This window comes from Vibrio sp. A1-b2 (assembly GCF_021726015.1).
GTDB lineage: Bacteria > Pseudomonadota > Gammaproteobacteria > Enterobacterales > Vibrionaceae > Vibrio > Vibrio diazotrophicus.
In genome coordinates this window covers 371,581-397,168 of record NZ_JAKKCI010000002.1, presented here as the reverse complement: position 1 = coordinate 397,168, position 25,588 = coordinate 371,581, and the positions used below count along the sequence as shown (strand labels likewise).

General features: G+C 39.7%; 17 protein-coding genes and 1 pseudogene. 14 read left to right on the top strand and 4 right to left on the bottom strand.

The genetic code is table 11. The features are described 5' to 3' along the window. Positions 1-275 precede the first annotated feature (275 nt). Complete coding sequence (locus L3V23_RS06570; protein ID WP_237292083.1) at positions 276-923, top strand: hemerythrin domain-containing protein; 648 nt, start codon at positions 276-278, stop codon at positions 921-923. A 57-nt stretch (positions 924-980) separates the two neighbouring features. On the opposite strand, the gene narL is transcribed toward L3V23_RS06570, so the two are convergent. Both narL and L3V23_RS06560 read right to left on the bottom strand, forming a co-directional pair. Continuing rightward, entirely contained in the window at positions 981-1,658 is a 678-nt protein-coding gene (gene narL, locus L3V23_RS06565) for a two-component system response regulator NarL (RefSeq protein WP_237292082.1), read from the bottom strand. A gap of 1 nt (position 1,659) precedes the next feature. After that, entirely contained in the window at positions 1,660-3,333 is a 1,674-nt protein-coding gene (locus L3V23_RS06560) for a histidine kinase (protein ID WP_237292081.1), read from the bottom strand. A gap of 357 nt (positions 3,334-3,690) precedes the next feature. On the opposite strand from L3V23_RS06560, the gene L3V23_RS06555 reads away from it, so the two are divergent. The 6 genes from L3V23_RS06555 (at position 3,691) to L3V23_RS06530 (ending at position 12,595) form a co-directional block, all read left to right on the top strand. After that, positions 3,691-5,103, top strand: a complete 1,413-nt coding sequence (locus tag L3V23_RS06555; RefSeq protein WP_276573990.1) for a NarK family nitrate/nitrite MFS transporter — start codon at positions 3,691-3,693, stop codon at positions 5,101-5,103. Positions 5,104-5,206: 103 nt separating this feature from the next. Beyond that, a complete protein-coding gene (locus L3V23_RS06550; protein WP_237292080.1) occupies positions 5,207-8,971 on the top strand; it encodes a nitrate reductase subunit alpha in 3,765 nt (1,254 codons plus the stop codon). 2 nt (positions 8,972-8,973) lie between these two features. Beyond that, entirely contained in the window at positions 8,974-10,515 is a 1,542-nt protein-coding gene (gene narH / locus L3V23_RS06545) for a nitrate reductase subunit beta (RefSeq protein ID WP_237292079.1), read from the top strand. Beyond that, a complete protein-coding gene (gene narJ, locus L3V23_RS06540; RefSeq protein WP_237292078.1) occupies positions 10,512-11,228 on the top strand; it encodes a nitrate reductase molybdenum cofactor assembly chaperone in 717 nt (238 codons plus the stop codon). Before narH ends, narJ begins: the two co-directional genes overlap by 4 nt. A gap of 2 nt (positions 11,229-11,230) precedes the next feature. Continuing rightward, on the top strand, positions 11,231-11,908 hold the full coding sequence (gene narI / locus L3V23_RS06535) for a respiratory nitrate reductase subunit gamma (RefSeq protein ID WP_237292077.1): 678 nt from the start codon (positions 11,231-11,233) through the stop codon (positions 11,906-11,908). Between the two features lie 219 nt (positions 11,909-12,127). Further along, positions 12,128-12,595 carry a hypothetical protein gene (locus tag L3V23_RS06530; RefSeq protein WP_237292076.1) on the top strand — a complete coding sequence of 156 codons (468 nt, stop codon included), beginning with the start codon at positions 12,128-12,130 and terminating at the stop codon, positions 12,593-12,595. Between the two features lie 12 nt (positions 12,596-12,607). Here L3V23_RS06530 and L3V23_RS06525 read toward each other — a convergent pair whose 3' ends face one another. Both L3V23_RS06525 and L3V23_RS06520 read right to left on the bottom strand, forming a co-directional pair. Next, positions 12,608-12,883 carry a hypothetical protein gene (locus L3V23_RS06525; RefSeq protein WP_102969789.1) on the bottom strand — a complete coding sequence of 92 codons (276 nt, stop codon included), beginning with the start codon at positions 12,881-12,883 and terminating at the stop codon, positions 12,608-12,610. Positions 12,884-13,025: 142 nt separating this feature from the next. Then, positions 13,026-13,946 (bottom strand): annotated as a pseudogene (locus L3V23_RS06520) (IS5 family transposase). Positions 13,947-14,221: 275 nt separating this feature from the next. Between L3V23_RS06520 and L3V23_RS06515 the strand changes: the two are divergent. The 7 genes from L3V23_RS06515 to L3V23_RS06485 all read left to right on the top strand — a co-directional run bounded on the left by L3V23_RS06515 (position 14,222) and on the right by L3V23_RS06485 (position 25,586). Further along, the gene (locus tag L3V23_RS06515) at positions 14,222-14,476 is read left to right on the top strand and encodes a hypothetical protein (RefSeq protein ID WP_237292075.1); all 255 of its coding nucleotides are present in this window, start codon (positions 14,222-14,224) and stop codon (positions 14,474-14,476) included. Between the two features lie 1,071 nt (positions 14,477-15,547). Then, a complete protein-coding gene (locus tag L3V23_RS06510; RefSeq protein WP_237292074.1) occupies positions 15,548-17,830 on the top strand; it encodes a TerB N-terminal domain-containing protein in 2,283 nt (760 codons plus the stop codon). Continuing rightward, the gene (locus tag L3V23_RS06505) at positions 17,831-19,141 is read left to right on the top strand and encodes an ATP-binding protein (RefSeq protein ID WP_237292073.1); all 1,311 of its coding nucleotides are present in this window, start codon (positions 17,831-17,833) and stop codon (positions 19,139-19,141) included. It abuts the gene before it with no gap. Next, positions 19,138-21,327, top strand: a complete 2,190-nt coding sequence (locus tag L3V23_RS06500; RefSeq protein ID WP_237292072.1) for a DEAD/DEAH box helicase — start codon at positions 19,138-19,140, stop codon at positions 21,325-21,327. The genes L3V23_RS06505 and L3V23_RS06500 overlap by 4 nt, the downstream gene beginning before the upstream one ends. Before the next feature lie 213 nt (positions 21,328-21,540). Further along, a complete protein-coding gene (locus L3V23_RS06495) occupies positions 21,541-21,792 on the top strand; it encodes a hypothetical protein (RefSeq protein WP_237292071.1) in 252 nt (83 codons plus the stop codon). Between the two features lie 301 nt (positions 21,793-22,093). After that, positions 22,094-22,261 carry a hypothetical protein gene (locus L3V23_RS06490; protein WP_237292070.1) on the top strand — a complete coding sequence of 56 codons (168 nt, stop codon included), beginning with the start codon at positions 22,094-22,096 and terminating at the stop codon, positions 22,259-22,261. Between the two features lie 1,048 nt (positions 22,262-23,309). After that, the gene (locus L3V23_RS06485) at positions 23,310-25,586 is read left to right on the top strand and encodes a P-loop NTPase fold protein (RefSeq protein ID WP_237292069.1); all 2,277 of its coding nucleotides are present in this window, start codon (positions 23,310-23,312) and stop codon (positions 25,584-25,586) included. Positions 25,587-25,588: the final 2 nt, after the last annotated feature.

Here is a 25,588-nt window from a genome sequence, read left to right as displayed (position 1 = left end):
AAAAGTTTAAAATAAAATTCTATGTGATTAGCAATTGTTAATAAAGCGTTTAAAATTATCTTTTTATAATATAAGTTAAGATAAATTGTTTAATAGTTATATTGTATTATTTGATTTTAAAAGTAATTTATATTATGGGTAATTCCAAAACTGGAATGTTACTTTTCATTATTGTGATAATCATTTGGTGGTAAATTTAATCAATTAATATTGTACAACTAATCGATTGAATTTTTTCAAAGTATAATAAGAAATTATTAAAGAGGGTAATAGACATGAACATGAATGACACTACGCTGTGTGAGATCATAAAAAACATTCCTGGGTCAATCAATGTATTGAAATCTTATGATATCAATGTATATACGAATCTAAGAAAAACATTAAATGAACTTTTAGTCGTTGAGGATGCCATTAAATATTCTGATATGATTGATAAATTAAATGATTTGAGTAGAGATAATAAAGAGCTTCTTAAATTTTGTGATATACCTCATCAAGAATTAATCAAGCATATAATTACTAATTTTCACATAAAACACCGAGATCAGTTGAATCAAGCGATAGAGTTAGCAAAACGCGTTGAAATCACACATTATGAGCATCCTAAATGTCCTATTGGATTGAGTGATTTCTTGGAGGCTATTGCTAATGAACTATATAGCCATATGGAAAAAGAAGAACAAATATTGTTTCCAATGATCAGCCAAGGAATTTATCCTGATGGTCCAATCTTCGTTATGGAGCAAGAGCATGATGACCATATTCAGGCATTGAGTTCTTTGATGGTTTTGGTTAATCACTTAGAACTTCACGAAGATGCCTGTCAATCATGGAAAAAATTATATTTATTATTAGAACAATTTGAAAGTGACATCCTTACACATATTGCTCTAGAGAATAACATTTTATTCAAACATTAGTGTATGGTTAAAATTGGATTTCTGCTTAATCTAGTTTTAGGCAGAAATCTCTGGTTATTAAAATCTGATATTTTCTTGATGTACCCAAACTGCTGCTTCAACTCGAGAGCGTAATTGTAGTTTTTTTAAGATATTTTTAACATGAACTTTTACTGTACTTTCGGATATGAAAAGTTTGTTAGCAATCATTTTGTTTGATAAACCAATAGCAATGTTTTCCAGTATGTCCTGTTCCCGAGCACTTAGAACATCAATCGTTACATTGGTTAATTTTTCCTGTTTCTTTTCTCTTAGATTTCCGACTAAAATAGATGTTAATTCAGGACTAATGACCGTTTTCCCTAAACAAGCATTTTCTATAGAAGCTAGTAGTTCTTCGGGTTCCATATCTTTTAGGAGATATCCATCTGCCCCTAATTTAATTGCTTTAGACACATCTTCTTCATAATTTGAAACGGTAAAAATTATAATTTTACTTTTAATGTTTTTTTCTCGTAACAATTTTAATGTTTTCAAACCGCCTAGGTCTGGCATATTAAGGTCTAATAATATTAAGTCAGGTCGGTAGTCAATTGCATACTCAATCCCTTGCTGTCCATTATTTGCTTCTGCGACAACGGTTAGATGCTTTCTGGTATTAAGTAATTGCTTTATGCCATTTCTCAACATCGGGTGATCATCGATTAATAGTATTGTAGCCGAGTCGGCGTTGGTAAATGTGTGCTCTTTAATCATATTACGCTCGTGAATACATAGGGAAAATTAGACAAAATTGAGTCCCTTTACCAGGAGAAGATATAATATCCCATTTGCCTGATAAAGACTGTGCTCTATCACCAATAATCTTTAATCCATAACGGGAGCTTTCTTGTGACGTAGAAAATCCACAGCCATCGTCGAGAACAACCAGAGATATATTGTTATCTTCCATTGATAAATTTAGAGATACGTATGATGCTTGTGCATGTTTATAAATGTTGTTCAATAGTTCACGAATGATTTGTATTAAATGTATTGAATGATGAATCGATATTGTATTAGCAGGAATTGTATAACTGAAATCTATTTTTGTACCTATTTTTTTCTTATATTCAGTTACGGTGTTTTCTAGTGCGGGTAAAAATCCTAGTCCATCTAATTTCAATCTAAAAGTGGTTAGTAATTCTCGAAGTTGGCTATATGCAACGTTTATTTCTTCTCTCATTTCATTAAGAATTTCGACCTGTTCATTGCTTAGATTAGACAAATCCATTTGTAAAATACTTAACTTTATTTTTAGGCAAGAGAGAGATTGAGCAATTGAATCGTGCAGTTCTCTAGCGATTGTATTTCGTTCTTTTAAAATTAATAGCTGTTGGTCTTGTTGAATTTTATAGAAAACGGCAAGTGATTGTGTTAATAATTCGGAAAATGTAATTATTAACTGTTCATTTTCTGTATTTAAGGGGGATGTACTATCTGTTGATATGATAATTTCACCATAATCATTGCTAGAATCTTTTAGTCTTATACTAATTGAAGATACATTTTCAATCATCGGTTTATCTTTATCGAAGCAAAGATTGCAGTGAGAGTTTTCACAAAAGACAGGTCTATTTAATGATCCGAAATCGAATATTTGATTACTATCGCTTTCTTGATAATCCTTAATCGAAATTCTTACCTTGTATATATTAGTTAATTCGATTAATTCTTGCGTTAATGGTGCTAACATTTCGCAACTGTACTGTTCATTGTTAAATTTTTTACATGCTCGGTAAAGAAAATCTAAATATTTATTTTTTTGATTAAGATCCTCAGTCTTTTGGTAAACGATCTGCTCCAAATTCATATACATTTCTTTTAAACTGTCAGACATTAAATTAACCGAGTCACCCAATTCATTCATTTCATCTTTGTGTTTCTGTACGACGAATCTCTTGCTAAAGTCTCCAGATTTAATCGATCTCGATATATCCAATAGTGATATCCAAGGTTTAAATAGCCTTGAGTATAAATTGTTAATTGCATATAATCCAAATATGATAACTAGAATAGTAAAGAATTTTTGAATATATTCTAATGATTTGATGCTTTTCTCTGTACTACGTTCTACTTTATTAATTAAAATATTGGTTTTATTTACAAATCTATCTAAATTTAATTTTATTGAATCAATATCTTTGTTTTCTATCTTTGTTTTAAAGAAATCTACCAATTCATTATGCTCAACACTTAAATCACTTCCTATCATATAGTCATTGATTTCAGGATTATTTAGTATTGATTTAATAATGTTGATATTTTCTGACGGAGTATGATTTTCTTTGGGAATAATGGATTTATAAATTAGCATTCTTATTGACCCAATTTTATTAACAATGTGGGTTCGACCTTGAATATTGTCTACAGTTATAAGTGAAATAAGCATTCCAGAGATCGACATACTACAAAGTATTAATATAAAGAATGAAATTTTTTTGGTTATCGATATGTTTAAAAAATTCATTGTTTTATCTAAGAAACTAGGTTGTTGTATTACCAATAACATATCGCTTTTTTAAGGTATGCGACATACTACTTGTGGGTTAATACCTAATAGTTTGCTTTGGTGGCTCTTCAAGCTAGATAATGTATATTCATTAATATCAGTGAGTTATAAGCTTGGGGTATAACTATAACGAGTAGTGTTGCCAACCAAGACGATTATATTAGGCATATGTTCTTGATCTAAATCAACCATTTTAATGCGTGGTTAGCACTAAATATACTGGTTTTTCCAATAATAATGGTGTTAATCATGTCAATAAATATAGATACAAAGGACATGGCGTCGTCTGATCGAATAAGTACTCATTCAATTAAACAATGGTTCCCTGAAGATAAAGCATTTTGGTTATCTCAGGGGCAACACATTGCAAAGCGAAACTTATGGATTTCGATTCCCTGTCTTCTATTGTCGTTTTGTGTTTGGATGATCTTTAGTGCCGTTGCAGTTAACCTGCCAAAAGTCGGTTTTTCATTTACCACTGAGCAGCTTTTTTTACTAACAGCATTACCTTCGGTCTCCGGTGCACTCGGCCGCATTCCTTACTCTTTTACTATCTCAATATTTGGCGGTAGACGTTGGACCGCATTTAGCACACTTATGCTTGTTGTACCAGTGGTTTGGCTTGGAATAGCAATCAGTAATCCTCATACTTCATATTCCACTTTTGTCATGATTGCTCTGTTATGCGGTTTAGGTGGTGCGAACTTTGCGTCGAGCATGGCTAATATCAGCTTCTTTTATCCCAAAGCAATGCAGGGCAGTGCGCTTGGTTTAAACGGTGGCCTTGGAAACTTAGGTGTAAGCATAATGCAGTTGGTGGTTCCTATCGCTATTTCCATTCAATGGTTTAGTTCGCAACCTCAAGGTCTGCAATTACAAAACGCAGCATGGATTTGGGTTCCGCCCATTTTGCTGCTTAGTGTTATCTCCTGGTTTGGAATGAACGATATAGAAAATGCCAAAGCCTCATTCAAAGAACAGGTAAAAGTACTTAAGCAGGGGCATCTATGGCTGATGAGTTTATTATATCTCTCAGCATTTGGTTCGTTTATTGGCTTCTCTGCTGGTTTTGCTATGTTGTCCCAAACTCAGTTTCCTGAAGTTGATGTTTTAAAATTTGCTTTTGTTGGTCCACTTATTGGAGCGCTTATGCGACCAGTTGGTGGCGCTTGGTCAGATAAATTTGGCGGTATAAAAGTTACGTTTTTGAATTTCGTTCTAATGGCGTTATTAACCACTCTTATCTTCTTTGTCATGTCATCAGAAAATTCATCAGGTAAATTTGTTCTTTTTCTTGTTATCTTTATGGGTTTATTTGCCTGTGCAGGTATTGGCAGCGGCTCAACATTTCAAATGATAGCCGTGTTGTTCCGACGTATTGTTACGCTGCAAGGAAGAGCGGCAGGTTTGGGCGAAGACGTTATTGCTCGTAAATCCGGCACGGACACCGCCGCAGCATTAGGATTTATATCGGCTATTGGCGCATTTGGTGGTTTCTTTATTCCTCAAGCTTTTGGTTTATCGCTTTCCATTACAGGAACAGCATCAAGCGCCTTAATAATATTTCTATTTTTCTATGTTGTTTGTTCCATTATTACATGGTTCGTTTATGGACGAAATATAGAAAATGGTTATGCAACAAAAAAATAAAATACATATCCAATTCGAATATTTATTTAATCGTTGATATTAGCTTTTAATTAATAATTAAAAATAAATAATAATTAGTTCCTAAATATAGGAGAAACACTGAATGAGCAAGTTTTTGGATCGATTTCGATACTTTAAACAAGTCGGAGATTCTTTTTCTGGTGAACACGGACAAACGCTAAATACGAACCGTGATTGGGAAGATGGATACAGAACACGTTGGCAACATGACAAAGTGGTTCGCTCGACTCACGGCGTAAACTGTACGGGTTCATGCAGTTGGAAAATATATGTTAAGAACGGTTTAGTGACTTGGGAAACTCAGCAAACGGACTACCCGAGAACACGCCCGGATTTGCCCAATCATGAGCCGCGAGGTTGTCCACGTGGTGCGAGTTACTCTTGGTATTTATACAGTGCTAACCGTTTGAAATATCCGATGGTGCGCAAACCACTTCTTAAATTATGGCGTGAAGCGAAACAACGCTATTCAGATCCTGTTGACGCTTGGCAATCTATTGTCACTAACCCAACCTCAGCCAAACAGTATAAAACTGCCCGTGGGCGAGGTGGTTTCGTCCGCAGTTCATGGCAGGAAGTGAACGAGATTATTGCTGCTTCTAACGTGCATACCGTCAAACAACACGGTCCTGATCGAGTGGTTGGATTCTCTCCAATTCCTGCGATGTCAATGGTTTCTTATGCTGCTGGTGCGCGTTATCTGTCACTTATCGGTGGTTCATGCTTAAGTTTCTATGATTGGTACTGTGACTTACCACCAGCATCACCGATGACTTGGGGTGAACAGACAGATGTACCAGAATCTGCGGATTGGTATAACTCATCGTATATTATTGCTTGGGGTTCTAACATCCCACAAACCCGTACGCCGGATGCGCACTTTTTTACTGAAGTTCGTTATAAGGGAACCAAGACAGTTGCTATCACTCCCGACTACGCAGAAGTGGCGAAACTGTGTGACCATTGGTTAAATCCAAAACAAGGTACAGACACCGCAGTTGCGTTGGCGATGGGTCATGTCATTCTGCGTGAATTCCATGTTAATCGCCAATCTGAGTACTTCCAGAATTATTTGCGTCAGTATTCGGATATGCCGATGCTGGTGAAACTTGACCGTCGTGAAGATGGCAGTTTTACCGCAGGACGTTTCCTACGTGCTTCTGATTTGGTTAATAATCTAGGTGAAGAGAACAACCCTGACTGGAAAACCATTGCTATTGATGATCTCACTGGTGAACTGGTTGCGCCAAATGGGTCTGCGGGTTATCGCTGGGGAGAGAAAGGGAAGTGGAATTTAGACCAACTTGCTGGTGAAACGCAAGGTGATGTGAGTTTGCGTTTAGGCATTGCCGATCAAGACGATGTAGTTGATGTTGCTTTCCCATATTTTGGTGGCTTAGAGCATGAGCACTTTAATAGCGTCCCTTTGGCTGATTCCATCAATCGTAAATTGCCAGCGAAAAGCATTAAATTAGTCGATGGTTCTCAAGCTTATGTCACTACGGTTTACGATCTAACGTTAGCCAACTACGGTGTTGAACGTGGTCTAAACGATCCAAGTTGTGCACAAGAATATACGGAAATTAAGGCTTATTCACCGGCTTGGGCTGAGAAAATCACCGGTGTTTCTGCCGATGATATTAGCCGTATTGCCCGTGAATTTGCAGATAATGCAGAGAAAACACGCGGCCGTTCAATGATCATCGTTGGTGCTGGTCTTAACCATTGGTATCACATGGATATGAACTACCGTGGTCTGATCAACATGCTAGTGTTCTGCGGTTGTGTGGGTCAAAGTGGTGGTGGCTGGGCACACTATGTGGGTCAAGAGAAACTTCGTCCACAAACCGGTTGGCAGCCTCTGGCATTCGGCCTTGACTGGCAGAAACCGCCGCGTCATATGAACGGTACATCATTCTTCTATAACCATTCTAGTCAATGGCGCTACGAAAAACTCAATACTCAGGAGTTGTTATCCCCGTTGGCGGATAAAACCCGTTATAGCGAGCATCTGATCGATATGAACGTTAAAGCTGAGCGTCTTGGCTGGCTGCCATCATCGCCACAACTTAACGTTAACCCGTTACACATCGCGAAACAGGCGAGTGAGGCAGGGCTTTCTGCAACCGATTACACCGTTAAAGCATTGAAAGAGGGTGAAATTCGTTTCGCATCTGAGCAACCCGAAGATCATTATCCACGTAATATGTTTATCTGGCGTTCTAACCTGCTGGGTTCATCGGGTAAAGGTCATGAGTACCTGCTGAAATACTTACTGGGCACCGAACATGGTATTCAAGGTAAAGATCTGGGTGATTACAGTGTAACTAAACCGAATGAGGTTGAATGGAAGGATACGGCGACACAAGGCAAACTGGATCTTGTTGTTACACTAGATTTCCGTATGTCCAGCACCTGCCTGTTCTCGGATATCGTATTGCCAACGGCGACCTGGTACGAAAAAGATGACATGAATACATCGGATATGCATCCGTTTATTCACCCACTATCAGCCGCAGTCGATCCAGCATGGGAAGCAAAATCTGACTGGGAGATCTATAAAGGTATTGCCAAGGCCTTCTCTCACGTATGTCAGGGACACTTAGGTAAAGAGACCGACGTGGTTACGTTACCGATCCAACATGATTCGCCAGCAGAGATTGCTCAGGCATTCGATGTTAAAGACTGGAAACTGGGTGAATGCGACCTCATCCCAGGTAAAACAGCACCACACATTATGACGGTAGAACGCGACTATCCAAATACTTACGCTCGATTTACCGCGTTAGGCCCACTGTTAAATAGTCAGGGTAACGGTGGTAAAGGCATTAACTGGAATACTGATAACGAAGTCGAATTGTTGAAAAAACTCAACTACGTTCACCATGAAGGTGCCGCTGAGGGCTTAGCTAAGATTGAATCAGCGATCGATGCGGCCGAGGTAATCTTAACTTTAGCACCAGAAACCAATGGTCATGTAGCCGTAAAAGCATGGGATGCATTGAGTGAATTTACTGGTCGTGAGCACCGTCATCTGGCTATCAATAAAGAAGAAGAGAAAATTCGTTTCCGTGATATTCAGGCTCAACCTCGTAAGATTATTTCTAGCCCAACTTGGTCGGGTCTGGAAGATGAACATGTTTCTTATAACGCGGGTTACACCAACGTACATGAGATGATCCCATGGCGTACAGTGACTGGTCGTCAACAGTTGTATCAAGACCATCAATGGATGCGCGATTTTGGTGAAAGTTTGATTGCTTACCGACCGCCAATCAATACCCGTACAGTGCACGACATTATGGGTAAAAAAGGTAATGGTAATAAAGAGAAGGCGCTGAACTGGATCACGCCACACCAAAAATGGGGTATCCACTCAACTTACAGTGAAAACCTACTGATGCTGACATTGTCACGTGGTGGCCCAATTGTATGGATGAGCGAAATTGATGCAAAAGATCTTGGCATTGAAGACAACGACTGGATTGAAGCGTTTAACACCAATGGCTCATTAACCGCTCGTGCTGTCGTGAGTCAACGTGTACCAGAAGGTATGGTGATGATGTATCACGCACAAGAACGTTTAGTCAACATCCCCGGAGCAGAGATTACCGGACAACGTGGCGGTATCCATAACTCGGTGACTCGCGTTTGTCCTAAACCGACGCACATGATTGGTGGCTATGTTCATCAGGCTTATGGTTTTAACTACTACGGCACTGTGGGATCTAACCGCGACGAGTTTGTTGTTGTTCGTCGTATGAAAGAAGTGAAATGGTTGGACAACGAAAACAACGATTATACACAAGCACCTAACATGTACAGTGGTCAGGCAGGGGAGAAATAAGCATGAGAATTCGTTCACAAGTCGGCATGGTACTTAACTTAGATAAGTGTATCGGCTGTCATACCTGTTCTGTTACCTGTAAAAACGTCTGGACCAGCCGTGAAGGCATGGAGTATGCGTGGTTTAACAACGTAGAGAGTAAACCTGGTACTGGTTATCCGACCGATTGGGAAAATCAGGAAAAATGGAAAGGAGGTTGGATCCGTAATATCAAAGGCAAACTTGAGCCTAAAATGGGCAACAAAGTCGGCGTATTAGCAAAACTGTTCAACAACCCTGATATGCCAACGATTGATGACTATTACGAACCGTTCACTTTTGATTATGAACATCTGCATAATGCGCCACAGGGCAAGCATCAACCAATCGCTCGTCCTCGTTCGTTGATCACTGGCGAACGTATGGACAAGATTGAGAAAGGTCCGAACTGGGAAGAGATCCTCGGTGGAGAATTTTCAAAGCGTTCGGCCGATCAGAACTTCAACGCTATGCAAAAAGAGATGTACGGGCAGTTTGAAAATACGTTCATGATGTATTTACCTCGCCTGTGTGAGCACTGTTTAAACCCAGCGTGTGCGGCTACGTGTCCGAGTGGCGCTATCTATAAGCGTGAAGAAGACGGCATCGTTCTGATTGACCAAGACAAATGTCGTGGCTGGCGTATGTGCTTAACGGGTTGTCCGTATAAGAAAATCTATTTCAACTGGAAGAGTGGTAAGTCAGAAAAATGTATTTTCTGTTATCCGCGTATTGAAGCGGGCCAACCAACCGTATGTTCTGAAACTTGTGTCGGTCGTATTCGCTACCTTGGTGTCATTCTGTACGATGCTGATCGCATTGAAGAGGCGGCATCCGCAACCAATACCGCCGATTTGTATCAGAATCAGCTTGATATCTTCTTAGATCCAAACGATCCAAAAGTGATTGAAGAGGCATTAAAGCAAGGTATTACAGAAAGCGTACTTCAGGCTGCGCAAAACTCTCCAGTGTATAAGATGGCGATAGATTGGAAACTCGCTCTACCTCTGCACCCTGAATATCGTACTTTACCCATGGTTTGGTATGTTCCACCGTTGTCACCAATTCAGTCTGCCTCAGACGCCGGGTTTATTGGTAGTGAAGGTGTATTGCCCGATGTGAAGAGCTTACGTATTCCGCTTCAGTACTTAGCCAATATGTTAACTGCTGGACAAACAGCTCCGGTGTTAAATGCGCTAAATCGTATGCTGGCGATGCGTCACTTTAAACGCGCCGAAACTGTTGACGGCATACTTGATACCAGTGCGCTTGAACAGGTTGGTTTGACTGCTCACCAAGCACAGGAGATGTATCGCTACCTTGCTATCGCCAACTATGAAGACCGTTTTGTTGTGCCAAGTAGTCATCGTGAATTGGCTAAAGAAGCTTTCCCAGAAGCAAAAGGTTGTGGATTCAGCTTTGGTAATGGTTGCCATGGCGGTGATGATAGCAAGTTTAATCTGTTTAATAGCCAACGAATTAATGCCATTGATATTACTGCTAAGACATTAGGAGACGAGTCATGACCATGAAATCGTTACAGTTAATAGCTCTGTTACTTGATTATCCGGAAGAGGATGTTTGGCAAAGCGCAACTGAATTGCACAATGCGATTGACTTGTGTCATGAACTCACTAACCAGCAAAAAGTGGCACTCAATGCGTTTATCAAACTTATAGCTAAAGGGCCCTTAATGGACAAACAAGCCGATTATTGTGATCTGTTTGACCGAGGTCGTTCACTCTCCTTGTTGTTGTTTGAACACGTGCACGGTGAATCTCGCGATCGAGGCCAGGCGATGATTGATCTGATTAATCAGTATGCCAGTGCAGGAATGGAGCTTATTTCTAAACAGTTACCCGATTACTTGCCAACGTATTTGGAGTACCTGTCACGTTTAGAAAGTGGTGAGGCTGTCGAGGGTTTAAAAGATATCGCGCCAATTTTGGCTTTGCTGCAAGAGCGACTCACTCAGAGGGAGAGTCACTATAAGGTGTTGCTACAAACTTTGGTTGAATTGTCTGGTGAAATGATTGCTCAGCAAGTATTAGCCGACACGGTTGCTAAAGAAGCAAAAGATTATACACCGCAAGCTCTCGATGCGGTGTGGGAAGAAGAGCAGATTAAATTCTTAGGTGAAGAGGGATGTGCTTCGGCACAGCAAGTTCAACATCAGCGACGCTTTGCTGATGCTGTTGTTCCACAGTACCTAGACATCAATGCATTAAATGGAGCTTAACCATGAATTTTCTAAGTGGTTTTTTCTTTGACATCTACCCATATATTGCCGGTGCAGTATTTCTAATCGGCAGTTGGGTTCGATACGATTATGGTCAATACACATGGCGAGCAGGTTCCAGTCAGCTACTGGATAATACCAACATGCGTCTAGCTTCTGGGTTATTTCACATCGGCATTATCGGCATCTTTTTAGGCCATTTTTTCGGTATGTTAACCCCACACTGGGTGTATGAGTCATTCCTTTCTCTGCCAACTAAGCAAGCTATTGCCATGATAGCTGGCGGCGCGTGTGGTTTGATGACCATCGCCGGTGGTGCCATGTTACTTAAACGTCGTTTAACGAATGTGCGAGTTCGTGCTACATCCTCATTTGCCGATATCATGATCTTAACACTGCTGGTGGTTCAGGCATCACTCGGTGTTTTGACCATCCCGTTTTCAGCGCAGCATATGGATGGCAGTGAAATGATGAAACTGGTTGGCTGGGCGCAAGATGTAGTGACTTTCCATGCGGGAGCATCTGGTAATCTTGAAGGGGTGAGCTTTATTTTTAGACTGCACATGGTGCTAGGTATGACGATTTTCTTACTCTTCCCATTCTGTCGTTTGGTACATATCTGGAGCGTTCCGGTTGAATATCTGACGCGTCGCTATCAAATAGTGAGAAGCAGAAGATAATTCCCTTTAACGAAGTGAGCACCTTGATAACGTGCTCACTTTGCTTATATTTTTGATTAAATTGATTATACCCAAACTACTTGGAGTTGCAGGTAGGCGACAAGTGAGTGAATCTCCATGAGCATAGATGAACTATGTGATTGGGGTGAGCGAACGCAGTCAACACCGCTGCAGCTTCAAGTAGGAAGGGGATATCGATTTTAATGGTAAGGGCAAGGTATGGTGTATCATGTCTCAAAAAAATACCTTTTAAAGAAAGGATTAGAACCATTTATCCTTACTTTACTTTGGTTGTTGTTAGCTTATCTAACTTCACTCATTATTAGCGTTGATATAAATGAACAACTAATTATTACTATAAAAAACTCTAGTGTCATTTTGTTTTTAACAACACTATTAATAACGATAGTACGTATTTATTTTCTAACGAATACAGTACTTGTGATAGATAAAAATGGAGTAGTTTATCGGGTAAGAGAGAAAGCACTTAAGTTTTCATGGGTAGATTTATCAAGAGTTAGAGTCTATAAATCCAAACGAAAGTTCATAAGCCTTGAGCTCTTCCCTCACAATAAAAAATTAACAGTGTACTTTTTTGATGGATTGGATGATTTGGTTGGAGATATTGAGAGAAATAGAAAAAATAGTAACTATATTTTGTCGGAGTTTATTGATGTTAAAACATGATAAGAGATAAATCTATAGTCTTTTATTTCTTACAAGAGCACGCCGTACATTTTTGCACATTTTCCCAAATGAATATATTTCATCAAATGTAGGTGGAACTCCCCTATTTAGTTGATGTTGCCAATAGGATAATTCGGAATCGACAAGTTCCATTAGCTTTTTAGGGCAACCGATACAATTATTATCAGTTCCACATTTAAAAGTATCTTCATTGTATAGTGGAAATTCTACTTTAACGGCATCAATTATTTGCTGCATCGCCGTTATTCTGTCTGGTTTTCTGTTCATAAACTCACCTCTCGATACGGCATTATCGACGATAGAAACCTAAATTTCAGTTATCCTAAAGAGTTAAAAGTTTTTAACAGTTCGTATTGGTTTTGTTGCGTAATTCAGACGAGAGATTAAGCTGCCTAAAGTTGAGCGCGTTTTATACAATATAACGAGTTTCAGGCATACCAAGCCCTGTAAGCTTGTTCAGCGCTTTAATCATTGCATAAGTTTCACCAACCTGAGCGTTGTAATTTCGAAGACTGAGTTTCCCACCCAACAACTGTTTCACTCGATACATTGCCGTCTCTGATAGCGAGCGCTTATGATAGCCATACCGCTTTTTCCACTTATTGTTCGAGCCGTAAAGTTTCTGACAACCTACCGCTAAATTGCGAGGATGCCCCCGCTCCCAAAAGGTCGCCCCCTCCCGTGGCGGGATGAGCGGAACCGCTCGCTTGATTCGTATTGCATCATGGCAATGTCTTGTGTCATAAGCACCATCACCTGATATTTCGGCGATTTTACGACGTGTCTGTTTAAGTAGGTTTGGAAGCACTTCGGCATCGGTAACGTTAGATAAACTCAGCTCTGCTGCGACTATTTCGTGGGTGTGGGTATCTACTGCTAAATGTAGCTTACGTCAGACTCTGCGCTTCCCATCAGTACCATGCTTTTTCACCTTCCATTCACCTTCGCCATAGACCTTGAGACCAGTGGCATCAATGGCCAAATGCTGTATCACACCTCTAGTTTTGGTTTTAAATGAAACCTCTACTTCTTTAGCTCAACGGCTTATACAGGTGTAATGCGGACAAACAAGCGGCATGTTAGCCAACTTAAATACGGAGTCTATGAAACCTTGTAGCGCTCTTAATGGTATAGAAAAAATGCGTTTTACCATCAGTGCGGTAGTAATAGCTAGGTCACTGAATTGACGAGGCCTGCCTCGTTTGTCCGGTTTGCTTTGCTTCCATTCGCGAATGGCATCTTCATCAATCCAAAAAGTGAGTGAACCGCGATTGATTAAAGCTTTGTTGTACTGTTTCCAGTTAGTTGTTTTATAACGAGGTTTCGACATAAGGCTACGATGATTAACTGATTTAGCCGATCAGATCGTAACTTCCTGATTTAGTTCCATCGAATTACGCAACAAAGCCATTACTGATTTTAATATGTCCAAGAACATTGAATAGTTGTGTCAAACAAGCGTCAAAGAATTCAAAAGAGGGTTAGCGGGAAATTAGCTAACAAATATCTGCCCCATTGCGTGTTTCAGGACAAACCTTGCGCTGTAGCTAAGAACTCAGTATTGCTATAAATTATCTAATCTCATTTTGAATGGAAAGACGAGTTGTGAGCAAAAAACGGTTATCTGAAAAAGAACTGGTCGAGGGGATGACACCCCATACTGCGCATAGTGATGAACTAGCTGAGGTAACATTGGATGAGTTGGGCCTTGAAATTTCTGAAAGTGATTACAAGGCCGCGTTGAAGCGAATTGAATCACTGTTTGATGCAGCCGAACCCGGCACTCCTGAAGGTGACGAGCTTGAAAGGCTCGCTGCATTGGTTGAAGAATATGAGGAAAAACACTTCCCCATTAAATAACTGCAACGCATTTTTGCCTCTATATGTGTTGCAGCCGTACCGTCTATTTAATAAGACTGACTAATGGCTTAATGACTTTTCCAATTGTGCAGCAGCTTGTTTGAAGGAATCCGTCTGAATCAAAAATACCCCGTACATCAATCTTGACATGGAGTCCTGAGAGCCTCCTTAGCTCAGTGACTGACCTACTTTTCTTATAACATGATATGTACTCAGCTTTGTTTGATATGTTATATCAGACAAAGCTTTTCGGGTTTACATGTAATTACTTAAGATACGCCCGCATGGAGGTGATACATGAACGACTCAAAACCCTTCAAGGGGTGACATTTCAATTGAATACGTGTGTTAAATTGCCAGATTTACACTTAATTGGAGGCGCTACAGGTAGAACAACTGATGATTTCGAATCATACATTAATTACTGTGAATAACATCTTCGGGCACCTCCAAAGACTAGGTGAAATTTGTCTTGGGAAGCGGACAACAGATCTTAAAATTTGATCGAATTACAAACACAATTACTAAGGCGTTATTGTTAAACGATGAATAACAATGAGTTATGATGTAAAAGTGATGTGATAATAGTCGAGCCTAAGATAAAAATGTCTCACTTAAGGCCAAACTGAGATTTCACTTAAGAACAGCATATTGATTAGTGTCCTTTGTTTTGTAATTTTTAAGTTAATAGTTATATAACCATCTTTTGTATAATGAGATATCCTAATTTTTAAGGCAAAAAATGTCTTTTGTTGCCATTAAAACTAATGGTGCTTTGTGTTTTAAGTGATTAAATTTAATCCAAAAATTAATTTCACAACGTGCGTTTCACAACGTGCGTTTCACAACGTGCGTTTCACAACATGCGTATTAAACTCACAACTGCCCATAACGTGTCAGTTTGATTTCTGCCGTCACGAAACTGCCCCTTTGTATTTTATCATTAAAACACCTCACACTTTGCTATGCTTCCATTTGACCTAGTTTATCTAATACATCAATATGCCATTTATTGACTACTGAGTAGGTGGTTGTTAGGACCTATCTACCTCATTGATACAAAGGTAAAAAATGGAATTTTTTGTTGGGGCTATCATCATCTATATTCTGTACAAGCTGATAACTAGGAACTCTAAGTCCAAAACTTCCAACAGCTATAACTCTCCCAAAAACAATACAGTCTCAAAGCCTTCTGTTCAAAAGAGTGATGCTTATGGCACGCAAGCGATATCAGTTTCCTCATACAATGAAAATGATGAAGAGTTTGCAACGTTTACAATTCACACGAGTTTTGGAAGAGAAGCTGAAAAATCGTCTAACAAACAAAAGGGCCGATGGGTTGGCGAAAGTGAACAGCTCACTATTATCGGAAGAAACCTCAACAAAGGTCTTTTTTACTTTGGTGGGATAATGAACTCACTTGATGGATATGGGGTAGAACCATCTCTTATCGATGAGGAACGCCCCGCATCGAAATCTTTAATGAAAATCGGGGCGGAATTACATACCGACGAAACACTAGGGTACTGGCCAAGTTATTCCTCTTTATCAAAAGAGTGCAGAGGTGCCTATCTAGACTGGTTAGCGTCTGACCGCTCTGATCCAAACACACCAATCGGATACGTATTCATTTACTTCTATGGTTTTGAAAGAAGAATCATTGAAAATCAAACTAGCTCACAGGTATCCGATCAAGAATTTACCACAATATTTGAAGAGGTATTACGTCTCCATAAAGTGTTCAATACAAACCGCTCTTTTAGAGGATATTCAGCCAATTTTCTTGAGTTGATGGCTTTGCTCAGACCGACTCTACTTGAACAACGGATTGCAAAAATACCAGATACAAACAATGCATTGTCATTCAAGCTGAAACTAGCCAAAACCATAGTTAATGGGCAACCCGTTGGAGCTGAGTTAGCTTTAGACTGGTTAAAAGATACATTTGAATATTCGCTAAAAACTCCAGCTCGTAGATGTGAAAAGGAGTTTCGGAAACTTTTCGAAATAAGATTCTCTCAAAAATTTGGCAAGGGTATATCAGTCAAGCCAAACAAAACAAAGCTTCGACTCTCATATCACGCAGCAAGCAACGGCATTAATGGTATTGATTTAAATCTGGAAGAGTTGCCTGATCCGAGTATTCTCAAAGGTCCCATAAACAAGCTTATTCCTATTGCAGAGCAGTGTGCAGAAGAGTTAAGTAGCTATAGTCGCTACTTAGGCAAGGCTGATACCTCGAAAAATGATATAGCCGCACTGATGTTACTACCAAAAGAACTAGCAAATGAATCCAACTCATCAGTCATTGAATCTTTTAAGTCATGGGCTGTTCAAGTAGTTCAGAATAATAACGGAATAACAACTGTTAAAGAGTTCTGGTCTCACACTGGAATACCGCTTCCCAAATCTATGAACAAGAAAGAAAACGAGCTCCTTATCAAACTTGCTGCTAAAGCTGATATAGGTATCGCCCCGGATATGCGTTTTCATCAAACCAAGTTCAAAGCTGATGGCAACATTGTATTGTTCTCACCAGGGCATGGTGAATTTTTTGAACCTAGCTCGGCTTTCAACCAAGTAAGTCTGTGGATGAGGCTTGGTACAATGGTGGCAACTATTGACGGTATCGTTGACCAAGATGAAAAACTGACGCTGCAAAAACTAATTGAACATGATGACCGACTGTCTCCATCCGAGAAAAGTTCACTGAATGCTTATCTGACGTGGCGACTTAATAGTCCAGCGAATACTGCGGGATTAAAAGCAAGAATAGAGCAACTCAATTCACCACAAATTGAATCCTTAAAGAAATTTATGATTTCAATTGCTCTTGCTGACGGTAAGGTCGATTCATCTGAAATAAAACAAATGGAGAAAATCTATACATGCCTAGGATTAGATAAATCACTTGTTACGAGCGACATTCACAACCTAGCATCCACAAGAACACCTAATTCCTCCTATCCAACAAATACAGACGAAAGCGGAGGTAAGTTCCAGTTGGATGAGGACATTCTGGCGATGCATGAGAGTGATACCAGCGATGCCAAGAGCATGTTAGAAAGCATATTTACGGTTGATATCGAACCAGAAATAGAGACGATGAGTTCGTTCTCTACAGGCCATGATGGACTGGATAATGAGCATAAAAATCTGTTCGATATGCTGCTTAGTAAAGAAATATGGCCTCGAAATGAAGTTCATGAACTTTGTAAGAAACTTAACTTAATGGTTGATGGCGCTATAGAAACTATCAATGACTGGGCTTACGAAAAAGTAGATGCTCCTGTCTTGGATGATGATGGTGATATATACGTCGATCTAGAAATTGTAAAAGAATTAAAAGGTTAAATGATGGTTGCAAAAAAAATACGTGCAAAAGAAAGAGATGCAATTATCCAATCGCTGAAATCTGGTGTAACTCCCAAAGTTGGGATTCAGCATATTCAAGTTGGTCGCGTTAACGAGCTAAAAGCACTTCTTCAAGATATTGAACGCATCTCCGATGGAGGCTCAGCCTTTAGGCTTATTATTGGAGAATATGGATCAGGCAAAACATTTTTCTTAAGTGTTGTTCGAGCTATTGCTTTAGAAAGAAAGTTGGTAACTGTTAATGCTGACTTGTCTCCTGATAGACGAATGCATGCATCTGCTGGGCAAGCTAGAAATCTATACTCAGAACTAATGCGCAATATGTCCACGCGCAATAAACCAGATGGAAATGCGCTAACCAGTGTGGTTGAAAAGTTTATCACTGAAACGAGAAAGGAAGCTGATACGACTGGAAAAAACATTAATACAGTTATACATGAAAAGCTATCTTCAATTTCTGATCTTGTCGGTGGATATGACTTCGCCAAAGTCATTGAGGCTTATTGGATTGGACATGAAGAAGACAATGACACACAAAAAGCTAATGCCATAAAATGGCTTCGCGCTGAATATTCAACTAAAACGGACGCCCGCAAAGATTTAGGCGTCAGAACAATAATTTCAGATACGTCTTTTTATGATGCACTCAAAATAATGAGTCTATTCGTTCGCCAAGCGGGATATCAGGGGTTGCTCGTTAACCTCGATGAAATGGTAAATCTGTATAAGTTGAATAACACAACAGCTAGGACTTCTAACTATGAACAAATATTACGAATTCTCAACGACTGTCTACAAGGCACTACCGAGTATTTAGGCTTTTTACTTGGTGGAACGCCTGAATTCCTGCTTGATCCTAGGAAAGGTCTTTATAGTTATGAAGCCCTTCAGTCCAGACTTGCGGGAAATAACTTTGCGAAGCAAGCAGGCCTTATCGATTACTCATCTCCAGCACTGCACCTCGCAAGCTTGACCCCGGAAGAGCTGTATATACTACTAAAAAATTTGCGTCACGTTTATGCCGAAGGTGATGAAAGCAAATATCTTGTTCCTGACGAATCCCTAATGGCGTTTCTAAAACATTGCAGTCAGACTATTGGAGACGCTTATTTTCGAACTCCACGTAATACGATAAAGGCTTTTTTGGATATGCTTGCGGTAATCGATCAAAATCCAACGATAAGCTGGAACAACCTAGTTTCATCGGTTGGAATTGAAGAAGATAAGCCCTCTGACGTTGAACTTGAATTAGATGAAAACGAAGATGGCCTCGCTGACTTCAAATTATGATTAATGAACATGAAAAGCTCGATGTCCGAGTTCAGCGTTGGATATTTAAACAAGGTTGGGCAAACCTACGAGAAATCCAATGCCTAGCTATTGAGCCGATTCTTTCAGCGAAAACAGACCTTGTTATCAGTGCCTCGACAGCTGCGGGAAAAACTGAAGCATTTTTTCTTCCAGCAATCAGTGCTATTGCTAATCAAGATGAAGGGGTTGGTATCCTTTATATCAGCCCGCTAAAAGCTTTAATAAATGATCAAGATAGACGTTTAGAAAGCCTCTCAGATCTAATGGATTTGCCAGTCACCCCGTGGCACGGAGACAGTGCTAAAAGCCGAAAGAATAAGTTAAAAACTACACCAGCGGGAATTGTATTAATCACTCCCGAATCGCTCGAATCGTTGCTTATCCGAGATTCAGGCTGGATGAAGTCTGCATTTTCTGATTTGAAATATATCGTCATTGATGAGTTTCACGCATTTCTTGGCACTGAGCGCGGACATCACTTACTTTCTTTGCTTCATCGATTGGAGCATCTTCTTGGGAGTTTGAAGAAGCCGATTCCTAGGGTTGCTTTGAGTGCAACTCTCGGTGAGTTAGATAAAGTCCCATTGTCACTTCGTCCTAATCAATCTTTGCCATGTAAAATAATAAGGGACTCGAATTCGACATCGGTACTTAAGGTGCAAGTCAAAGGGTATGTGAACCCAGCTCAGGTAGACAGTGAAACGCCAATTGACGCTGAATACAAAATCTGCCAAGACCTATTTAAATTTTGTCGAGGAGGTAACCATTTAGTATTTGCAAATAGCCGGAAAAGAACTGAAAGCATTGCTGCAACGCTTAGCGATTTCTGTGATCAGCAATGCGTGCCGAATGAGTTCTTTCCTCACCATGGTTCGCTTGCCAAGGAATTGAGAGAAGACCTAGAGAAACGTCTTCTACAAGAGCAGTATCCTACTACAGCGGTGTGTACCATGACTCTTGAGTTGGGTATCGATATTGGAAAAGTAAACTCCGTCGTTCAGGTTACGGCCCCTCACTCAATTTCGAGCCTGCGACAGAGAATGGGACGCTCAGGAAGACGTGGTGGTCCTTCTATACTGCGAGTGTTGATTGCAGAGGATGAACTCACAAAAGATTCAAACGTTGTCGATATACTCCGCCTGGAGTTAATACAATCCCTAGCAATGATTAGGCTACTCATCGGCAGTAAATGGTATGAGCCTGCAGATTCGTCCCTTTACCACTTTTCTACACTTCTACATCAAATACTCGCTGTTATAGCTCAGTGGGGGGGCATTCGGGCCGATCAATTATTTAACTTGCTCTGTAAAGAAGGACCATTTCAGAAAGTTGGCGTAGATGACTTCAAAGGACTTTTAGGTCATATGGGGAATACTAATCTAATTACTCAGCTAGGTAATGGTGAATTAGTTTTAGGCATCTTAGGTGAACGTATTACAAGTCACTATTCATTTTATGCTGTATTCAAAACGCCAGAAGAGTACAGGGTTATTAATGGGACAAAAACGCTGGGAACACTTCCTATCGACTCAATTGTGTTAGTTGGGCAGAACATTGTGTTTGGTGGGAAACGATGGAAAGTAAATGATATCGATAGTGACAAAAAAACCATTTATGTTGAACGCGCTAAAGGCGGTAAACCACCAAAATTTGGCGGCAGTGGAATGACAATCCATGACGTCGTTCGCCAAGAAATGTTTCGCATACTCAAAGATGGTGACTACAGAATTTCAGTCGGTAATAAAAAAGTGGATTTTGCAGATGCTATTGCAAGAGAACAATTCAAGGAAAGTGTCACCTTTTTTCAACTATCAGATTTAGCACGAAAACCGCTGCTGAAAGTTGGCAACAGTACTTATTTGTTTACATGGTTGGGAGATAAAGTAGTCAATACTATTGTAGCTCTCCTAATCATGAATGGATACGAAGCTAGCGCATATGCCGGTGTTATTGAAGTGGAAAAAACATCCGTTGAGGGTGTTAAATCGACTTTACGTACTTTAGCTTCAAAAAAACTGCCTAGTGAGACAGAGTTAGCCCAGTCCGTACTGGAAAAGCAAATCGATAAGTTTGACGAGTTTTTGCCTGAGGATATTCTCTCTATTGGATATGGTACAAAGGCGTTTGATATAAATGGGGCTAAAGAGTGGCTTAATATTGTTTAATATCTGTACCAGACATAGGCTTCCCATACCTGATTTAATCCGTATATTGCTAATTTAAGTAGAAACTCTAACGAACTGTCCAGAACCTTCACAGTTGGCACTTCGTAACTCAAAAATGCCCCATTACGTGTTTCAGGACAAAACCTTACGCTGTAGCTAATAACTCAGTATGCTATAAATTATCTAATCTCATTTTAAATGGAAAGACGAGTAGTGAGCAAAAAACGGTTATCAGAAAAAGAACTGGTCGAAGGGATGACACCCCATACAGTGCATAGTGATGAATTAGCTGAGGTAACAGTAGATGAGTTGGGCCTTGAAATTTCTGAAAGTGATTACAAGGCCGCATTGAAGCGAATTGAATCATTGTTTGATGCAGCCGAACCAGGCACTCCTGAAGGTGACGAGCTTGAAAGGCTCGCTGCATTGGTTGAAGAGTATGAGGAAAAACACTTCCCCATTTAATAACTGCAACGTACTTTTGCCCCATTCAAAGTTACGCATAGTTGATTGATTATTTTATCGACCGTAGATTTGACATGCATTTAGTTACATTAAATATGACAACTATACTGACAGCTATTCAGATAATTTAAATTTATCTTGTCCACGGAATAAAGTATTTACGTTTAAAGTAACATTTGATTTTCACTATACTTCACCAATACAAGATTGTACTTAATGAAAAGTAATGACAAAACTCAACCTAGACTAACAGGAAGACATTGATAACATTCTTCATCTTGCAAAGGAGCTAAAGAACGCTTTGCCATTTTATATCACCTCGAAAGAAGAGTATGCTAACGCTCTGGCTGTGGCTGTGGCTGATAAACTGACAAATGATTACGACGATAGTTATGCGATTTTACTTGATGTTCTGTGGCCTCCTATTGAACGTTATGAGTCTACTATGGTTCAATTACATGGTGGCTAAAGTACGCAAAATACGATGGTCAAGTACGCAAAGTTTTATATAAATACGCAAATTACGATCTCTAAGCACGCTAACTAATCAAGTATTTAGGTACTCATGAACGAACATGATTTTCAGGAATTAAAAAACAACAATTCAGCGGTGTTTGTTGAATTATCTAAGCGCTTAAACCCAACGATACGAACCCAAGAACCAAGTTCACCAATTAAGCCATGGATGGTTGTATCAATCCCTTTACTTTTATCGATAGTAGCAATAGTTATAGCGATTATTAAGCATTATTAACGCTTGCTTTATATGCATGTAAATGCGCTCTAGCACACAAAGTGCGTATCACTTATATGCTAGGGTGTATAGGAAGTGATTATATTACGCGCTACCTGTGGTCAATACTTTATGAGCGGAAGAGAACAGGGCTATTGATATTGCGGAGGTCTTTGGTTATCGCAGGCGCGGCCTGCAACTTGTCAGAGTAGACATCAATGTACTGAAGAAGTCCCACTATCATTGATAGCGTCTAGTCTATTCCTAAATTCAACAACAAAGCAACCTGAGCTTAAAACTACCCCATTAGTTCGTTACCGAATTCGCGTAATTCGATAGATCTTTATGCGCCCTTCATCCATAGCCTTCAGGTAAGCAGCTTTAATTGCTTTCATGCTTTCAATTTTTACATTTCTAGCTTTTGTAATTTGCTTCGTAGACTTCATAGCTATGCCTTTACTTTTTAACCACTGCACACAGCATACCACATCGCAAGCATTAGTGATTTAGTAAGTCACCCACAGTAGAGATTAACTAATCTATGCCCCAAAACGAGTTAACTCGTTGTCTGTGGCGCATTCAAACACAGACTTCTTCGCGTACAAATTTTCATCCATTTTACTCAAATCTTGCCATACCGTGCACGTTATTCCAGATAGTATATTTGAAGTGAAGCTGATAAATTCTTTGTATACAGATGGTTATACTTTGCGCGTTTTACTGAACCAACGAGGTAAATGCGCATGTCACCAATAAAATGTTAGATTCCCTATAGAGATTTCATATGGAACCAAAAGATTTACACGGATTTGCTTCTGATAGGCCGATCACAAAAGTAGAAGAGGACCTGTTGGGACGGTCAGGCTTTTCCATGGACTTGGCTAATGCAATGGCAAGTTGGCATGGAAATGATAGCTTAGTAGTAGCCTTGCATGGTAACTGGGGATCAGGGAAGTCTTCTATTAAAAACATGGCCCTATCTCGACTAGCGGAAATAACAGAGAAAAAACCTGATGTAATTGAATTTTCCCCATGGGAATGGGCCGCTCAAGAAAAAATAACTGCCTCCTTTTTTCAAGAAGTATCAAAGTCAATAGGTCACACAGATAAAAGCAAGTCTGGTAAAAAGTTAGCGGCAACTCTAAAAAAATATGGTCGGTATCTTAATACGGGTGAAACAGTAGTATCAGGTTTCTCAGCGGCTCTCCCTACACTGTTTGTACTCGCAACCCTTATAGGGGTTGGCGGTAATTTTTCAAACGAAGCTTGGGTAAGCAACGTTAGTACTACTATTCTACTGATTTTGGGTGGATGGGCTGCAATATTAAAGTGGGGCAAAGGCTTCCTTGAAAATTTGAGTGGAAATGTTGAGGCGACTGCCAAGGAAAAAGAGCAGAGTTTGAGTGATATAAGACGGGAATTGACAGGATTATTACTCGAAAGAAAATCTCCGTTGATCGTTGTAATGGATGATTTGGATAGGCTGACGTCATCCCAATTAAGGATGGTTTTTCAGCTTATAAAAGCAAACTTGGAATTTCCGAATGTGGTCTTCCTTCTTCTATTTCAGCGAGATCTGGTAGAAGATAAAATGAATGACGGGGCGCAACAGGGTCGAGATTATTTAGAGAAAATAATTCAGGTACCTTTTGACATACCCCAAATAGAAACTACACGACTGCATAACTTATTGTTCAATCAGTTAGATAAAATTATCGAGCAAGACAAATCAGCTGCAAATATGTTTGATTCGGGGCGGTGGGGGAACATGTTTCACGGGGCTCTGAGCGCATATTTTGACAATCTGCGAAGCGTTTATAGATACACCTCTACTCTTTCATTCCATTTTACACTACTTAAAGGCAAAAGTGCTTTTGAGGTCAACCCAGTGGATTTAATGGCAATTGAGTGCCTAAGAGTTTTTGAGCCTGATGTTTATAAGGAAATCGCACGCGCGAAAGAGATATTCACTAAAAATGGTTCCGATAGATATGGAAGAAGCCAGGAATCTGCTGCTGCCCTAATTAATAGCATATTGGATAAGGCTTCTGAGAATAAGCGAGATGCTGTAAAGGAAATGGTAGAGCAACTATTTCCAACAATAGAATGGGCTCTGGGAGGCACACACTATTCTGGAGAATTTTCTAGTACATGGTTGAGAGAGATGCGTGTTTGTCACCCCTCTAACTTTGATAAATACTTTCAATTTTCAATTCCAAGTGGGGAACTCTCAAACTCAGACCTGCAGGAAATGCTTAGTCTAACTGATGATTCTGACAGGCTTTCTTCATTTATCTTGTCCCTCAAAGAACGTGGCATTCTAAAAAATGCTCTTTCACAGTTTGAATCATTCACAGATGAAGTGCCTCTTGAAAATGGCAGTGCGTATATTAAGGGCGTTTTAGATATTGGTGACCAAATTGATCATGAATCAATTGGGTTTACGATGTTTAGCTCGAATACACATGCTGTAAGGCTTGTTGTTTGGTTTCTACGGCGCATTGACGATCTCGAGGAGCGAGGTAAGCTGCTTTTAGAATGCTTCAAAGCGTCAAAAGGGCTCTCTATTGTCGAACACATATTACTAGGTGATGAAAATCGCAGAAAGAAAGCTGATGCTGACCAGATACTACGAGATGAGGAGTTTGAGCTACTTAAGGCAGTGTTTGTAAAAAAACTGGATGAAATGTCTGAAAATGCGCCTAGCGAACTACTTTCTAATGAACACTTGGTTTCTTTTTTGTATAGATGGAAGCGCTGGGGAGATGAGAATAAAGTTATAGACTGGTTAAAGTTGCAGACTCAGACTGCCGAAGAGTGTTTGACCTTGTTAAAAAGGTTTGCAAGTAAATCTTCATCTCAAGCAATGGGAGATTACGTAGTTAAAATTACTACGTACATAAAGCTTGAGAGCATCGAAAACTTTCTAGAGATAGAACGAATTCAAGAAAAAGTAAGGGATATTGATGAAGACAAGGTCGATTCTCAAGCGAAAGTAGCATTAAAGGCTTTTCGTGATGCTCTTGAAAAGAGAGAAAAAGGAATCGAAGACGATTGGTAATG

What these genes read in the sequence shown, in the direction of transcription:
- L3V23_RS06570 (WP_237292083.1), top strand. Translation starts at nt 276, where the DNA reads ATGAACATGAATGACACTACGCTGTGTGAGATCATAAAAAACATTCCT.
- narL (WP_237292082.1), bottom strand. Translation starts at nt 1,658, where the DNA reads ATGATTAAAGAGCACACATTTACCAACGCCGACTCGGCTACAATACTA.
- L3V23_RS06560 (WP_237292081.1), bottom strand. Translation starts at nt 3,333, where the DNA reads ATGCTTATTTCACTTATAACTGTAGACAATATTCAAGGTCGAACCCAC.
- L3V23_RS06555 (WP_276573990.1), top strand. Translation starts at nt 3,691, where the DNA reads ATGGTGTTAATCATGTCAATAAATATAGATACAAAGGACATGGCGTCG.
- L3V23_RS06550 (WP_237292080.1), top strand. Translation starts at nt 5,207, where the DNA reads ATGAGCAAGTTTTTGGATCGATTTCGATACTTTAAACAAGTCGGAGAT.
- narH (WP_237292079.1), top strand. Translation starts at nt 8,974, where the DNA reads ATGAGAATTCGTTCACAAGTCGGCATGGTACTTAACTTAGATAAGTGT.
- narJ (WP_237292078.1), top strand. Translation starts at nt 10,512, where the DNA reads ATGACCATGAAATCGTTACAGTTAATAGCTCTGTTACTTGATTATCCG.
- narI (WP_237292077.1), top strand. Translation starts at nt 11,231, where the DNA reads ATGAATTTTCTAAGTGGTTTTTTCTTTGACATCTACCCATATATTGCC.
- L3V23_RS06530 (WP_237292076.1), top strand. Translation starts at nt 12,128, where the DNA reads ATGGTGTATCATGTCTCAAAAAAATACCTTTTAAAGAAAGGATTAGAA.
- L3V23_RS06525 (WP_102969789.1), bottom strand. Translation starts at nt 12,883, where the DNA reads ATGAACAGAAAACCAGACAGAATAACGGCGATGCAGCAAATAATTGAT.
- L3V23_RS06510 (WP_237292074.1), top strand. Translation starts at nt 15,548, where the DNA reads ATGGAATTTTTTGTTGGGGCTATCATCATCTATATTCTGTACAAGCTG.
- L3V23_RS06505 (WP_237292073.1), top strand. Translation starts at nt 17,831, where the DNA reads ATGATGGTTGCAAAAAAAATACGTGCAAAAGAAAGAGATGCAATTATC.
- L3V23_RS06500 (WP_237292072.1), top strand. Translation starts at nt 19,138, where the DNA reads ATGATTAATGAACATGAAAAGCTCGATGTCCGAGTTCAGCGTTGGATA.
- L3V23_RS06485 (WP_237292069.1), top strand. Translation starts at nt 23,310, where the DNA reads ATGGAACCAAAAGATTTACACGGATTTGCTTCTGATAGGCCGATCACA.